Source organism: Pseudomonas sp. FBCC-B35, from assembly GCF_059133755.1.
Genome location: NZ_CP101439.1, coordinates 4,445,657 through 4,460,412, shown reverse-complemented (window position 1 = coordinate 4,460,412; position 14,756 = coordinate 4,445,657). Strand labels below are relative to the sequence as shown.

Here is a 14,756-nt window from a genome sequence, read left to right as displayed (position 1 = left end):
GCGCGCACAGACAAGCCCAGCAAGAGGTGATTCGACAATGGCCATCAGCGTGTTCGACCTGTTCAAGATCGGTGTCGGGCCTTCCAGCTCGCACACCGTCGGCCCCATGCGTGCCGGTGCCCTGTTCGTCCAAGGGCTGCGTGAGCGCGGCGAGCTGGAACAGGTAAAGCGGATCGAGGTGCGCCTGTATGGTTCGCTGTCGGCTACCGGTATCGGCCATGGGACCGACAACGCCACCATCATGGGGCTGATGGGCGAATGGCCAGACGCCATCGACCCCACCCAGATCGTCCCGCGTATTGCCGACCTGCGTGAAACCCAGGTGCTCAAGCTCGATAACCGCCTGCCCATCGACTTCATCTGGGCCCGTGACATGCTGCTGCTCGAGGAGAACCTGCCTTACCACCCGAACGCCATGACCCTTGTGGCAGAAGGCGAGCATGGCGAAATTCACCGCGATACCTACTACTCGGTCGGCGGTGGCTTCGTGGTCGATGCCGCCCAGGCCGCCAGTGGCGTGCTGGACGCCGACCAGACCGTGCTGCCTTACGATTTCAACAGCGCGGCTGAACTGTTGCGCCTGTGCAAGCAAAACGACCTGAGCGTGTCGCAATTGATGATGGCCAATGAACGGGTCTGGCGCAGCGAGGCGGAGATTCGCGCCGGCCTGCACACGCTTTGGGATGCCATGCAGGAGTGCGTCAACAATGGGCTCAAGTACGAAGGCACGCTTCCGGGCGGGCTGAACGTGCGCCGCCGTGCTGCCAAGCTGCACCGCAGCCTGCAGGAGATCGGCAAGCCCAACGTGATCGGCTCGACCATGAGCGCCATGGAGTGGGTCAACTTGTTCGCCTTGGCCGTGAACGAAGAGAACGCCGCAGGCGGGCGCATGGTCACTGCGCCTACCAACGGCGCGGCCGGCATCATTCCGGCGGTGCTGCACTACTACATGCGGTTCAGCGACGAGGTGGACGAGTCCAGCGTGGTCGATTTCTTCCTCGCAGCCGCCGCCGTGGGCATCCTGTGCAAGAAGAACGCCTCGATCTCAGGTGCCGAAGTGGGCTGTCAGGGTGAGGTAGGCTCGGCATGTGCCATGGCCGCGGCAGGGCTTGCCCAAGTACTGGGTGCTACCCCGCCCCAGGTTGAAAACGCAGCCGAAATTGCCTTGGAACACAATTTGGGCCTGACCTGCGACCCGGTAGGTGGCTTGGTGCAGGTGCCCTGCATCGAGCGCAATGCGATTGCTGCGGTGAAGGCCATCAACGCCGTGCAGATGGCGTTGCGCGGTGATGGCGAGCATTTCATCTCCCTCGACCAAGTGATCCGCACCATGCGTGATACAGGTGCCGACATGCACGACAAGTACAAGGAAACCTCGCGCGGCGGCCTTGCCGTCAGCGCCATCGAGTGCTGAGGCACTTCTTCGATCTGCAGTGTCATCGGCGCGTAATCGTTGGCACTGCGCTCATCATAACGGTGCAAAGCACCACCTCGTGACCTTAAAACGTGCAAGACGATGCCTACCGTCAGTCGGATGTCGTGATCGGTGCAGGCATTGTCGGTGACACTCAAGAGTGTCGTTTCTGGGCAACTTGGGGACTGTATGTCACCAAAGTGCTCAGGGGTTACACGCATACCGCCTAGAACGCCTGTTTGAGCGCTGTAACAGACTTGTAGGAAAGTCCTGATTTTGATCACTGAGTAGGTCGTTTTCAGGTTTTTTCGGATAGCTGTTCAATTTCAGGCACGGCGTTTGCGTAGTGATAGACAACCAAGCCCCGTGGACGACCCTGGGGCAATAACAAGAAATCAGTGCCCGCCTGAGGCACACCCTGCATTTGTGTGAGGAGAAATCGCGATGACGTCGTACACCTCCGGGAATCCAACCCAGAACCGCACAACCCCCCAGTCCATCGGGTTTCTTCTCCTGGACAATTTCACGCTCATTTCCCTGGCGTCGGCGGTCGAGCCCCTGCGCATGGCCAACCAGCTGTCCGGCCGTGAGCTGTACCGCTGGCATACCCTGACCGTCGATGGCGGCCAGGTCTGGGCCAGTGACGGCCTGCAGATCACCCCCGATGCCGCCATGCACAGCGCACCCCCCATGGACACGGTCATCGTCTGTGGCGGTGTGGGTATCCAGCGTACCGTGACACGTGAGCACGTGACCTGGCTGCAAGCCCAGGCTCGCCAATCGCGCCGCCTTGGAGCGGTGTGCACCGGCAGCTGGGCACTGGCCTGTGCCGGCCTGCTCGACGGCTTCGATTGCAGCGTGCACTGGGAGTGCCTGGCGGCCATGCAGGAGGCCTACCCACGGGTCAACATGAGCACCCGCCTGTTCACCCTCGACCGCAACCGCTTCACCAGCTCTGGCGGCACTGCGCCGTTGGACATGATGTTGCACTTGATCAGCCGCGATCATGGTCGGGAATTGTCGGCGGCCATTTCCGAGATGTTCGTCTACGAGCGCATCCGTAACGAGCAGGATCACCAGCGCGTACCGCTCAAGCACATGCTGGGCACCAACCAGCCGAAGCTGCAGGAAATCGTCGCGCTGATGGAAGCCAACCTCGAGGAGCCGATCGACCTGGACGAGCTCGCCGTCTACGTATCGGTGTCGCGTCGGCAGCTTGAGCGTCTTTTCCAGAAGTACCTGCACTGTTCGCCTTCGCGCTACTACCTCAAGCTGCGTCTGATACGCGCACGTCAGCTGCTCAAGCAGACGCCGATGTCGATCATCGAGGTGGCGTCGGTCTGCGGCTTCGTGTCCACGCCACACTTCTCCAAGTGTTACCGCGAGTACTTCGGCATTCCACCGCGCGACGAGCGTGTTGGCTCCAATACGACCCAGCAGGTGGCGATGATGCCGATTCCACAAGCCATCACCCTGTCGCCCCACAGCGGTCCCATGGCGGCATTGAGTCAGGCGCGTAATGAGTCGACGTTTGCCAGTGTGAGGCTCTAAGGGTCCGGGGCGGCGTCTCAACCCACTCGCCGGCATGGCGCGGCCCCTGTAGGGGCCGGCTTGCCGACGATCACGCCTGCATCGCAGCGTTTGCTCAGGTGCGGTTATTGAATTGCGCCAAGGCTGGCAGCAGCTGTTTATCAATCGCCTGCCGCACGGCCGGTAACAAGGTGGCGCTGCCCGCGTACATCTGCTCGACCATCCCCTTGAGCGCCCGCGCGTTTGGTTCGGTGAGCCCGCGTACCACGGCCTCACATGCCTGCTCGGCACTGGCACCGGCCGGAATCTCGAACCCGCGTGCTCGCAGGTGGCCCGCCAGGTCGTCTTGATCAATCAAATCGGCATGCATCATGGCTGTTGTCCCTTTTATCGCATAGAGAGTGCTGCAGTGATCACGACCGATTCTGTGACGCCGCCGTCATGCTCGCAACCTCGAAAGGGCGGGGTGGCTGCTTTGGCTATGAACAGGTCGTTTCCGGCTAAATCCGCTGCCCAGGAACTGCGCACACTCTAGTCATCTACCGAAGCGGAGGGTTTGGTCACCCTCACTCGTGCACAGTGGATGTTGCTCGCTCTTGGCCCCGGACGCTCACGGCTTTCCGGGGTTATTTTTGCGCGTCCGGATAGTTTCAGTATTCGAGAGGCCTGATAATTTTGTCAGGTTACTAATTTTTTTGCGTTTGCTCTCATGAGTGCCTGGGACTCATGAAAGGGGCAAATGATGAAAAATTCAGAATGGCCACGCATTCTGTTGTGCCTAGGCATGATGCTGGTCACCGCAAGTTCAATGGCTGCCTCCCCTTCGGAGAACGAGAAGTCGGGTGGGCTGCCCTTATATAAACTTGAGCCAACGCCCGACCGCACTTCGCTCCAGCGAGACGGAAGTGATTATCTGAAGCGCCTCTTGAAAGACCCTGCCAATGAGCAGATCACGCTCATCGACATCAATACCGCGCTCATCAATGATAAAACTCAAGCGTTGACGGTCACATTGCCCAATGGTAAGAGTGCCGATTTTCGTCTACGGGATTACGACACGCTCGCTGAAGGTATGCAAGGCTGGGTCGGTTATAAAGCGTCTACCTGGAAAGCGAGCCATGCGCCATCCTCCCCTGAGGAAATCGATCATGACCCGCTGTACTACCTTTCGCTTGTTCGTGCGGGTGATGTATTGATTGGTAGTGCGATCGTCGACGGCGAGCGTTACCGGATCGATAACATTGGGTCAGGGCAGCATGTGCTGATCAAGGTCGATGAGTCGAAGCTGCCGCCGGAAGCAGAACCCCTTGAGCCTGAACCGGCATCGGGTGAGGCTGCCCCCGCCACGTCGGCAAACCATCCGCAGGCGAGCCACAGTATCATTCGCGTACTGTTCATAGCGACCAATCAGCGTAAAGCGGCCTCGCCCTTCTACATGCTCGAACTGGGTCACGCGCTGAATAATGCAAATCAGTACATGAAGAACAGCCAAGTTAACGTCACGTTTGAACTGGCTGGGTTCTATGAGGGGCCGTATAACGAAACCGGAAGGAGTTACAGGCAGCAGTTAGAGGACATTCGCTCGGCTCAGCCGTTTGCAGGAGCGGTACTGAAAGAGCGCGACCGCTTGAGAGCGCACCTCGTTTCCATGTACTCGACCGCCAGTGAGTTTTGTGGCATGGCGTGGATCAACCCCGGCGCAGCACAGGCCCACTCGGTTATCACCTGTGCTTCTTCCCTTGCACATGAGCTGGGGCATAATTTTGGGGCGGATCATAATTGGGACGCTGGGGATAAGGTCCGCAATCCCCCCTATCAATATGGCTATCGTTATACCGGAACGCCGCGTTTCCGTACGCAGATGTCCTATGACTGTTCGGGTGGAGTCTGCCCGAGAATCGCCTACTGGTCCAATCCCCGACTGACCTATCATGCTATGCGCTTGGGCACCGTTGAGCATCACGACGTCGCCCGTCGCTTCAATGAGCAAAGGGGCAAGATAGAGGGTTTTTATCCGCCGCGTCCACAAGTGCAGCTTTTTAACGGCAAGAACTTTTCTGGAGGGCAGTGCACCCTGGTTTTCTCCGACGCTAACGAGTTTCCCCCTTGTAATAGAGTACATTCGTTTAAGTTTAAAAATTTCACCAGTGGAATGCGGTTGTGTTTCAAGGCCACTACCTTGAACTGGGCCTGCTACGGCGGTGCTTACTCAGGTGATTTTGAAGTGAGCGACCTCGATGCCTACCACCCATTGCCTTACGGACTGGTACGGGAAACCTCTGCTCATGCAGGGGCATTGATCGGGCAGGTCCGGAGTGTCGGATACAGTTTTGACTATTACGCGACCATTCAACTTTATTCTCGCGCGGATTATCGAGGTGACTCCTGTATGCTCCGCCTGAACCTCGGCACAGTGCGCAATATTTCAGAATGGCCAGGATGTGACGCCGTGGCCACTGGCAAGTCACGCTCGGCGAAGATACACGCTTTCTCCGGGGGTAATAACAAACTTTGTTTCCTCAACAGCGACCACCGTCGAAGCCTTTGCTTCACCGGGAGCTATCGGGGCAATTTTCAGATCAGAAATTGGGACATTGGCAGTGGCCTGCCGCAGGGGCTTGTTCGCACGCATGCAGGCGGTGGTCACATAAATGGCTCAGTGCACCGTATTTCCTTCGGCTACAATAGCCCAGGTTGGCCTCCCGCGCCATGAAGCTTCAACCGTGCAGACGACATCATTCAGTAGCCGCCTGCACCGGTTTGACCTTCTGCTGCCGTTCAACGTAATGAGATCTGGCGTCCTATAAAGCACGCTGCTGTCTGGTCGCGTTGCTCATTGAGCAGCGTTTGAAGTGCCTGGGTGGTGAATGGGCTGAACTTTGCCGCTTTCGGCCCTGTGAGGTCAACGTGCAGCAACATCTGCTCACTGGCCGCCAGTACCGGGTCGAACCGTGCCCGGTGCAGGCTGTGGTAGACGTGCAGGCGCTTGCAATCAAAGCCAATGATCTGTGTCTGCACCCATACCTCTGTGCCCAATTTCACCTCGTGTACGTAATTGATATGTGTCTCCAGGGTGAACAGAGAGTTGCCCCTGCTCCCACGGCTATCGGCATCCAGGCCAATGCGCTCCATCAGCGCATCGGTGGCGTAGCTGAATATCAGCAGGTAGAAGGCATCGCGCAGGTGACCGTTGTAATCGACCCAGTCTTCCAGCACCTGGGTCCGGTAGGTAATCAATGCAGGCATCGTGCTGTCCTCAGTCGCCGAACGACATGCCATGATTGGCCTTGCTGGTGGTGACCGCTTCCAGCACCGCCAGCAGTGAGTCATCCCGGTAGCGTTCCAGCGCGGCGATGCTGCGATCACCCAATTGCTGCGACGTACCTTCCACCACATCGTCGATCAGCTTGTCGGTCAGCTCAGGCGCCGGAAGGTAGGTCCACGGCAGCTTCAATGCCGGCCCGAATTGCGACATGAAGTGGCGCATGCCGGCATCGCCCCCGGCCAGGGTATAGGTCAGGAAGGTGCCCATGAACGACCAGCGCAAGCCCGCGCCAAAGCGGATGGCGTCGTCGATTTCACCGGTGGTGGCGACTCCGTCGTTGACCAGGTGCAGCGCCTCGCGCCACAGCGCTTCGAGCAAACGGTCGGCGATGAAACCGGGGACTTCCTTGCGCACGTGCAGCGGGCGCATGCCAAGGGCGGTATAGACGGTGCTGGCCGCCTCGACGGCCTGCGGCGCGGTCCGCATGCCGCCGACGATCTCGACCAACGGCAGCAGGTACACCGGGTTGAAAGGATGCCCCACCACACAGCGCTCAGGGTGGAAGGCCGAGGCGTAGAACTCGCTGGGCAACAAGCCCGACGTGCTGCTGGCAATGATCGCATCGGGTTTGGCTGCGGCGCTGATCCGTGCATGCAGGTCGAGTTTCAGGTCCAACCGCTCAGGCGCGCTTTCCTGGATGAAATCAGCGTCGCGCACGCACGCTTCAACGGTGTCGACAAAGGCCAGTCGGGCTTGTGACGCGCCCGGCGCAAGGCCCTGTTTCTCCAAGGCAGGCCACGCGTTGGCGATACGTTTGCGCAGGGCCTGTTCGGCGCCTGGCGCCGGGTCCCAGGCGATCACGTCCAGCCCGTGGGCAAGGGCGCGTGCAACCCAGCCGCTGCCGATCACGCCGCTGCCTAATGCCGCGAATGTCTTGATGTCAGTGATGAAGTTCATGCGGGTCTCCAGAAGCGATCAGCGACGGTTCAGGTTCATCTTTGCCCGGCCTTCGGCGGGGCTCAGCACACGGGCGCCGAGGCGTGAAATGATCTCTACCGCGCGCTCGACCAACTGGCCGTTGCTGGCCAGTACGCCACGGTCCAGGTACAGGTTGTCTTCCAGGCCGACCCGCACGTTGCCGCCGAGCAACACGGCCTGTGCGGCCATGGGCATCTGCATGCGGCCGATGCCAAACCCGGCCCAGGTCGCATTGGCGGGCAGGTTGTCGACCATGGCTTTCATGGTGGTGGTATCAGCGGGTGCGCCCCACGGGATTCCCAGGCACAGCTGGAACAAGGGGTTGTCGAGCAGGCCCTCTTTGATCATTTGCTTGGCGAACCACAGGTGGCCGGTATCGAAGATTTCCAGCTCTGCCTTGACCCCCAGTTCCGTGATGCGCCGGGCACCGGCGCGTAGTTGCGCGGGCGTGGAAACGTAGATGGAATTGCCGTCACCGAAGTTGAGAGTGCCGCAGTCCAGGGTGCAGATTTCCGGTAACAACGCCTCGACGTGGGCCAGGCGTTCGAGCGGGCCGATCAGGTCAGTGCCCTGCCCGAATGCCATGGGGTTTTCATCGGGCCCGATTTCCAGGTCGCCGCCCATGCCGGCGGTGAGGTTTACGATGATGTCCACGTCGGCTTCGCGAATACGCTCCATGACTTCGCGGTACAGGGCCACATCACGGCTGAAGCGCCCTGTCTGCGGGTCGCGTACATGGCAGTGCACCACGGTGGCGCCGGCCTTGGCGGCTTCCACGGCCGCTGCGGCGATCTGCTTGGGTGTGACTGGGACCAGATGGCTTTTCGAGGCGGTGTCGCCGGCGCCGGTCAGGGCGCACGTGATGATGACGTCGTGGTTCATAAGGGATCCTGTGCGATCTGTTGTGGGCTTTTCGCCGGCAAGCCGGCCCCTGCAAGGTCCTGGACGAACCTCGGTGTGCAGGGAGCTGTAGGGGCCGGCTTGTTGGTGATGGGGCGGTATCAGTTGGCGGTAAGCTTGAGGTTGTCGGCGGCCGGCTTGCCATCGAAGGTGGTCACCCCCTCAAGCCAGCGGGCCTTGTCCTCGGGGTGATCCTTGAGCCATTGGCGCGCCGATTCCAGCGCGTCCTTGTGGTCGAGCAGTGGCTGCATCATGCGGCTCTCGTCTTCGGCACTGAAGCTCAGATTGGCCAGCAGGCGGTTGGCATTGGGGCAGCGCGCTGCGTAATCGGGCGCGGTTACGGTCCACACCGTCGCGCGACCTTCGTCAGGGCCGAGCGCATCCTGGCTATCGCCGAGGTAAACCATGTCGATGTTCACGTTCATGGGGTGTGGGGTCCAGCCGAAGAACACCACGGCTTCCTTGCGCCGTACTGCGCGGTCCACGGCGGCCAGCATGCCCGCTTCGCTGGACTCGACCAGTTGGAACTTGCCCAGGCCGAACTGGTTCTTGGCGATCATGGCCTTTATTTGGGTGTTGGCACCGGAACCCGGCTCGATGCCATAGAGCTTGCCGCCCAGTTCCTTCTCGAATTTGTGTATGTCGGCGAAGGTGCGCAGCCCCTTGTCCGCCAGGTACCTGGGCACTGCCAACGTGGCCCGGGCGTCTTCGAGGCTGGCTTTGTCCATGACTTTGACCTGCCCGGCCTCGATGAAGGGAGTGATGGTCTGGGTCATAATCGGGTTCCAGTACCCCAGGAACATGTCCAGGCGTTTGTCGCGAATGCCAGCGAAAATGATCTGCTGCGACGCGCTGGTTTGCTTGGTGGTGTAACCCAGGCCATCGAACAATGCCTGAGCGATGGCGCTTGTCGCGATCACATCGGTCCAGTTGACCACGCCCAGACGGACATTCTTGCAGGCAGCGGCATCGGCTGCGTAAAGCGAGGGGGTAACAAGGCTGGTCAGGGCCAAGGTCAACAGGCTGCGGCGGATCAAGCTGTGCATGGTGGCTCTCCATCGGCAGTACAGATTGTTATGGTGGCGGTCTCTGCGGACCGTGTGAACACGCTACGCTGGTGGCACTATTGAAAATCGCACGCCGGCGACCAACATTTGCACGCAGGCGACCTGTTCGCTGGAGCACGCCATGGCGCAGATCATCCACTTCCTGTTATTGCCCGGTTTCTCGGCCATGGGGTTCATCAGTGCCCTGGAGCCCCTGCGCGTGGCCAATAGGTTCAAAGCCCAGGCGTACCACTGGCAGGTGTTGAGCCTGGATGGGAGCGCCGTGAACGCCAGCAATGGCATGTCGGTCAATGCCGACGCAGCGCTGGGTGCGCAAACGCCCTGCGGTACGTTGCTGATCGTGGCAGGCTTCGAACCCCTGCGCTGCTACGCCCCCAAGCTCCAGCAAAGCCTGCGACGCCTGGCTCACGAGGGTGGCATGCTAGGCGGGATCGATACGGGTGCTGTGGTGCTGGCCGAGGCAGGCTTGCTCGATGGCCATCGTGCGACCGTACACTGGGAGGCGCTGGATGCGTTCAGGGAAAACTACCCCAGCCTGCAGGCCACCCAGGAGCTGTTCGAAATTGACCGGCAACGCATTACCTGTGCGGGCGGCACCGCTTCAATCGACTTGATGCTCGATCTGATTGCCCAGGCCCATGGCGCCGAGCTCGCCGTGCAGGTTTCCGAGCAGTTCGTGTTGAGCCGTATTCGACCGCGCCAAGATCATCAACGCATGCAGATCGCTGCACGCTATGGCATCAGCAACCGCAAGCTGGTGCAGGTGATCGGTGAGATGGAAAAGCACACCGAACACCCCCTTGGCACAACGGAACTGGCCGCGCGCGCGATGATCACCCGTCGCCAGATGGAGCGCCTGTTCAGGTTGCACCTCAACGACACCCCCAGCGGCTTTTACCTCGGCCTGCGCCTGGACAAGGCTTGCCAGTTGTTGCGCCAAACCCAGATGACGATCACCCAGGTCAGCGTGGCATGCGGTTTTGAACTGCCGTCGTACTTCACCCGACGTTACAAGCGCCGCTTCGGGCGCTGCCCGCGCGAGGAGCGAAGGGTCGTGAAGCCGTCACCGCCGAATTAGCCCTGCAAAATGTCGTTGCCCACACGTTGGAGCTTGAGGTTGGTGCGATGAATAAGCCGCAAACTTTTCCTGACCAGGCAGTCTCGCGCTACTGTTGCAGAATCGATTGCAGGTACTCGGACCGGTCATCGGTGCGTTGCGCCACGCAGGTGTCCCAGGCGGCCTGGTAAGCTTTGCCGTTGGTTGGCAGGGTGAGGGTTTCCACCTTGCAATCGGCATCGCGAAGCTGCGTCCACAGCCCCTGAGCCTGCTTCAAGCGCTCGATCATTGTTGCTGCAACGCTGCCTTTGTCGTCGAACGCGTCATGAACGCGCTGGAGAAGTTCGTCATAGGCCGATTTCAGCTCCCGTTCGGAGGCTTGCTTGTTAAACGCTGCGCAGGCGTGGGCTTGCGCCTCGGTCTCGACGTTGTCGCACGGGGTATTTTCTTCCTCACCGGCCTGGGCTGCGGCCACCACGGCCAGCAGTACCATCCCTGCCATCGCTTTCATTCGTTGTTTCCTCCACCGGCTGACGAATCCTGACGATTCTCGCGCACTCTCGGCGCGTACGGTATCACCTAGGCAGATTGTTCATCAAAGGGCCCTCGATGGTCGTTATCGAGACTGTGTCTCATCGCCGCAGGCCGCGCCAGAGGCCGGCTTGTCGCGCATTGACGCTTTCGGCAAACCCCCTGTCGTTTTTGCATCGGGGCGCCTCGGGGCACAGGCATATGCTGGCCCCAAAGCGCCGGCACAAGGTTTGGCGCCAGCCCATTCAATAAAAGGGGACGCCTGATGAGCCCAGCCGAATTACACGCCGACAGCATCGTCATCGATGGCCTGATCATCGCCAAGTGGAACCGCGAGCTGTTCGAAGATATGCGCAAAGGAGGCCTTACCGCCGCCAACTGCACCGTGTCGGTTTGGGAAGGTTTCAAGGCAACCGTCGACCAGATCGCTGCAAGCCAGAAACTGATCCGCGAGAACAGCGACCTGGTGATGCCCGTGCGCACCACGGCCGACATTCGCAAGGCCAAGGAACTGGGCAAGACCGGTATCCTCTTCGGCTTCCAGAACGCCCATGCCTTCGAAGACCAGATCGGTTATGTGGAGGTGTTCAAGCAGCTGGGCGTGGGCATCGTGCAGATGTGTTACAACACCCAGAACCTGGTAGGCACTGGCTGCTACGAGCGTGACGGCGGCCTGTCGGGCTTTGGTCGCGAAATCGTTGCCGAAATGAATCGCGTCGGCATCATGTGCGACTTGTCCCACGTCGGCTCCAAAACCTCCGAGGAAGTCATCCTCGAATCGAAAAAGCCGGTGTGCTACTCCCACTGCCTGCCATCGGGCCTTAAAGAGCACCCGCGCAACAAGTCCGATGAAGAACTGAAGTTCATCGCCGACCACGGTGGTTTCGTTGGCGTGACCATGTTTGCACCGTTCCTGGCCAAGGGTATCGACTCGACCATCGACGACTATGCCGAGGCCATCGAGTACACCATGAACATCGTAGGTGAAGATGCCATCGGCATCGGCACCGACTTCACCCAGGGTCACGGCAAGGAATTCTTCGAATACCTCACCCACGACAAGGGCTACGCCCGTCGCCTGACCAACTTCGGCAAGATCATCAACCCGCTGGGCATTCGCACCGTGGGCGAGTTCCCCAACCTCACCGAAACCTTGCTCAAGCGTGGCCACTCCGAGCGCGTGGTTCGCAAGATCATGGGCGAGAACTGGGTCAACGTATTGAAAGACGTCTGGGGCGAATAAGCCGCTCTCAAGCTTCGAGCCCCTGCCAGCAACGCCGGGGCTACCCAATAAAAATTTTTTCTGGAGTTGAGTTTCCATGGCCAAGATCGCCCCGCAATTGCCAATCGAAGTCGACAGCGAGACCGGTGTCTGGACCAGCGACGCCTTGCCGATGCTGTACGTGCCACGCCATTTCTTCGTCAACAACCACATGGGCATCGAAGAAGTCCTGGGCGCCGACAAGTACGCCGACATTCTCTACAAGGCGGGCTACAAGTCGGCGTGGCACTGGTGCGAGAAAGAAGCCGAGTGCCATGGCCTGGAAGGGGTCGCGGTCTTCGAGCACTACATGAAGCGCCTGAGCCAGCGTGGCTGGGGGCTGTTCGAGATCCAGGACATCGACCTGGACAAGGGCACGTGCAGCGTCAAGCTCAAGCACTCGGCCTTCGTCTACGTCTATGGCAAGTGCGGCCGCAAGGTCGACTACATGTTCACTGGCTGGTTCGCCGGTGCCATGGACCAGATTCTCGCTGCCCGCGGCAGCTCGATCCGCACCGTTGCCGAGCAGGTGTACGGTGGGTCGGAAGAAGGCCACGAAGATGGCCTGTTCGTAACGAAGCCGTTGTAAGCCGGAGATAGCGTCATGGCATTCGAAGCAATGTTCCAGCCGATCCAGATCGGCAAACTGACCGTCCGCAACCGCGTGCTCAGCACCGCGCACGCCGAGGTCTACGCCACTGACGGCGGCATGACGACCGACCGCTATGTGAAGTATTACGAAGAAAAGGCCAAGGGCGGCATCGGCCTGGCCATCTGCGGCGGCTCGTCCGTGGTGGCCATCGACAGCCCGCAGGAATGGTGGTCGTCGGTCAACCTGTCCACCGACCGTATCATTCCGCACTTCCAGAACCTGGCCGACGCCATGCACAAGCATGGCGCCAAGATCATGATTCAGATTACCCACATGGGGCGTCGCTCGCGCTGGGATGGTTTCAACTGGCCGACCCTGATGTCGCCCTCGGGCATCCGCGAACCGGTGCACCGTGCCACCTGCAAGACCATCGAGGTGGAAGAGATCTGGCGTGTGATCGGCAACTACGCGCAGGCAGCCCGCCGCGCCAAGGAAGGTGGCCTCGATGGCGTCGAGCTGTCGGCGGTGCACCAGCACATGATCGACCAGTTCTGGAGCCCGCGCGTCAACAAGCGTACCGACGAGTGGGGCGGCAGCTTCGAAGGCCGCATGAAGTTCGGCCTGGAAGTGCTCAAGGCCGTGCGTGCCGAAGTGGGCGACGACTTCTGCGTGGGCATGCGGATCTGCGGCGACGAGTTCCACCCCGATGGCCTCAGCCACGAAGACATGAAGCAGATCGCTGCCTATTACGATGGCACCGGCATGCTCGACTTCATCGGGGTAGTGGGCTCGGGTTGCGATACCCACAACACCCTGGCCAACGTCATCCCGAACATGAGCTACCCGCCAGAGCCGTTCCTGCACCTGGCAGCGGGCATCAAGGAAGTGGTCAAGGTCCCGGTCCTGCACGCGCAGAACATCAAGGACCCGAACCAGGCCACCCGGATTCTCGAAGGTGGTTATGTGGACATGGTCGGCATGACCCGTGCACACATGGCCGACCCCCACCTGATCGCCAAGATCAAGATGGGCCAGATCGACCAGATCAAGCAGTGCGTCGGCGCCAACTACTGCATCGACCGCCAGTACCAAGGCCTGGACGTGCTGTGCATCCAGAACGCCGCGACCTCGCGTGAGTACATGGGTGTGCCGCACATCATCGAGAAGACCACCGGCGCCAAGCGCAAGGTCGTCATCGTCGGTGCCGGCCCTGCAGGCATGGAGGCGGCGCGCGTGGCCGCCGAGCGTGGCCACGATGTGACCCTGTTCGAAAAACGCGACCAGATCGGCGGTCAGATCACCATCGCGGCCAAGGCGCCGCAACGTGACCAGATTGCTGGTATTACCCGCTGGTACCAATTGGAGTTGGCCCGCCTGAAGGTGGACCTGCGCCTGGGGACCGCGGCCGATGTAGACACCATTCAGGATCTGCGCCCGGACATCATCGTGCTGGCTGTGGGCGGGCATTCGTTCCTGGAGCAGAACGAACACTGGGGTGCGGCCGAAGGGCTGGTGGTCAGCAGCTGGGACGTGCTCGATGGCAAGGTCGCGCCGGGCAAGAACGTGCTGGTGTACGACACCATCTGCGAGTTCACCGGCATGTCGGTGGCCGACTTCATTGCCGACAAGGGTAGCCAGGTCGAGATCGTCACCGACGACATCAAGCCGGGTGTCGCCATGGGCGGCACTACGTTCCCGACCTACTACCGCAGCATGTACCCCAAGGAAGTGATCATGACCGGGGACATGATGCTGGAGAAAGTCTACCGCGAGGGCGACAAGCTGGTCGCTGTGTTGGAGAACGAGTACACCGGCGCCAAGGAAGAGCGGGTGGTCGATCAGGTGGTGGTGGAGAACGGTGTGCGTCCGGACGAGCAGCTGTACTACGCCCTCAAGGACGGTTCGCGCAACAAGGGCCAGATCGACGTGGAGGCGCTGTTCGCCATCAAGCCACAGCCGATCTTGAGCCAGCCAGGCGAAGGCTACCTGCTGTACCGCATCGGCGACTGTGTGGCCCAGCGTAACGTGCATGCGGCGATCTACGATGCTTTGCGTCTGTGCAAGGACTTCTGATCGCACCGCCTTTCTGAAAGCGGGACTGGCCCCCCTGTAGGAGCGGCCTTGTGCCGCGAAAGGGTCGCGAAGCGGCCCCAGCATTTGA

Annotated in this window: 13 protein-coding genes; 7 read left to right on the top strand and 6 right to left on the bottom strand. The window is 60.5% G+C overall.

The genetic code is table 11. From position 1 onward, the window contains the following. Nucleotides 1–37: 37 nt before the first annotated feature. Nucleotides 38–1,414, top strand: coding sequence for an L-serine ammonia-lyase (locus NMB38_RS20320; protein ID WP_027913546.1), 1,377 nt, complete (start codon nt 38–40; stop codon nt 1,412–1,414). A gap of 444 nt (nt 1,415–1,858) precedes the next feature. Then, nucleotides 1,859–2,965, top strand: coding sequence for a choline metabolism transcriptional regulator GbdR (gene gbdR / locus NMB38_RS20315; protein ID WP_023532694.1), 1,107 nt, complete (start codon nt 1,859–1,861; stop codon nt 2,963–2,965). Nucleotides 2,966–3,059: 94 nt separating this feature from the next. Here the strand turns inward: gbdR and NMB38_RS20310 are convergent, their stop codons facing one another. After that, the gene (locus NMB38_RS20310; RefSeq protein ID WP_027913547.1) at nt 3,060–3,317 is read right to left on the bottom strand and encodes a hypothetical protein; all 258 of its coding nucleotides are present in this window, start codon (nt 3,315–3,317) and stop codon (nt 3,060–3,062) included. Between the two features lie 369 nt (nt 3,318–3,686). On the opposite strand from NMB38_RS20310, the gene NMB38_RS20305 reads away from it, so the two are divergent. Further along, nucleotides 3,687–5,657: a zinc-dependent metalloprotease family protein gene (locus NMB38_RS20305; protein WP_494354858.1), complete on the top strand. Its 1,971-nt coding sequence runs from the start codon at nt 3,687–3,689 to the stop codon at nt 5,655–5,657. A 65-nt stretch (nt 5,658–5,722) separates the two neighbouring features. Here NMB38_RS20305 and NMB38_RS20300 read toward each other — a convergent pair whose 3' ends face one another. From NMB38_RS20300 to choX, 4 genes are all read right to left on the bottom strand, one after another. Further along, complete coding sequence (locus NMB38_RS20300) at nt 5,723–6,190, bottom strand: thioesterase family protein (RefSeq protein WP_104926592.1); 468 nt, start codon at nt 6,188–6,190, stop codon at nt 5,723–5,725. A gap of 10 nt (nt 6,191–6,200) precedes the next feature. After that, nucleotides 6,201–7,166 (bottom strand): L-carnitine dehydrogenase, encoded by a 966-nt coding sequence (locus NMB38_RS20295; RefSeq protein ID WP_104926591.1) that lies wholly within the window; start codon nt 7,164–7,166, stop codon nt 6,201–6,203. Nucleotides 7,167–7,184: 18 nt separating this feature from the next. Next, nucleotides 7,185–8,069, bottom strand: a complete 885-nt coding sequence (gene cdhC / locus NMB38_RS20290) for a 3-dehydrocarnitine:acetyl-CoA trimethylamine transferase CdhC (protein WP_028686664.1) — start codon at nt 8,067–8,069, stop codon at nt 7,185–7,187. 119 nt (nt 8,070–8,188) lie between these two features. Further along, complete coding sequence (choX, locus tag NMB38_RS20285; RefSeq protein ID WP_028686663.1) at nt 8,189–9,133, bottom strand: choline ABC transporter substrate-binding protein; 945 nt, start codon at nt 9,131–9,133, stop codon at nt 8,189–8,191. Between the two features lie 142 nt (nt 9,134–9,275). On the opposite strand from choX, the gene NMB38_RS20280 reads away from it, so the two are divergent. Next, nucleotides 9,276–10,232, top strand: a complete 957-nt coding sequence (locus NMB38_RS20280) for a GlxA family transcriptional regulator (protein ID WP_027913553.1) — start codon at nt 9,276–9,278, stop codon at nt 10,230–10,232. An 88-nt stretch (nt 10,233–10,320) separates the two neighbouring features. On the opposite strand, the gene NMB38_RS20275 is transcribed toward NMB38_RS20280, so the two are convergent. Beyond that, nucleotides 10,321–10,722, bottom strand: coding sequence for a lysozyme inhibitor LprI family protein (locus NMB38_RS20275; RefSeq protein WP_027913554.1), 402 nt, complete (start codon nt 10,720–10,722; stop codon nt 10,321–10,323). A 285-nt stretch (nt 10,723–11,007) separates the two neighbouring features. Between NMB38_RS20275 and NMB38_RS20270 the strand changes: the two genes are divergently transcribed. From NMB38_RS20270 to dgcA, 3 genes are all read left to right on the top strand, one after another. Next, nucleotides 11,008–11,985: a dipeptidase gene (locus NMB38_RS20270; RefSeq protein ID WP_023532386.1), complete on the top strand. Its 978-nt coding sequence runs from the start codon at nt 11,008–11,010 to the stop codon at nt 11,983–11,985. A 76-nt stretch (nt 11,986–12,061) separates the two neighbouring features. Further along, nucleotides 12,062–12,592 (top strand): DUF5943 domain-containing protein, encoded by a 531-nt coding sequence (locus NMB38_RS20265; protein ID WP_023532428.1) that lies wholly within the window; start codon nt 12,062–12,064, stop codon nt 12,590–12,592. Between the two features lie 15 nt (nt 12,593–12,607). Further along, nucleotides 12,608–14,668 (top strand): dimethylglycine demethylation protein DgcA, encoded by a 2,061-nt coding sequence (gene dgcA / locus NMB38_RS20260; RefSeq protein ID WP_027913555.1) that lies wholly within the window; start codon nt 12,608–12,610, stop codon nt 14,666–14,668. Nucleotides 14,669–14,756: the final 88 nt, after the last annotated feature.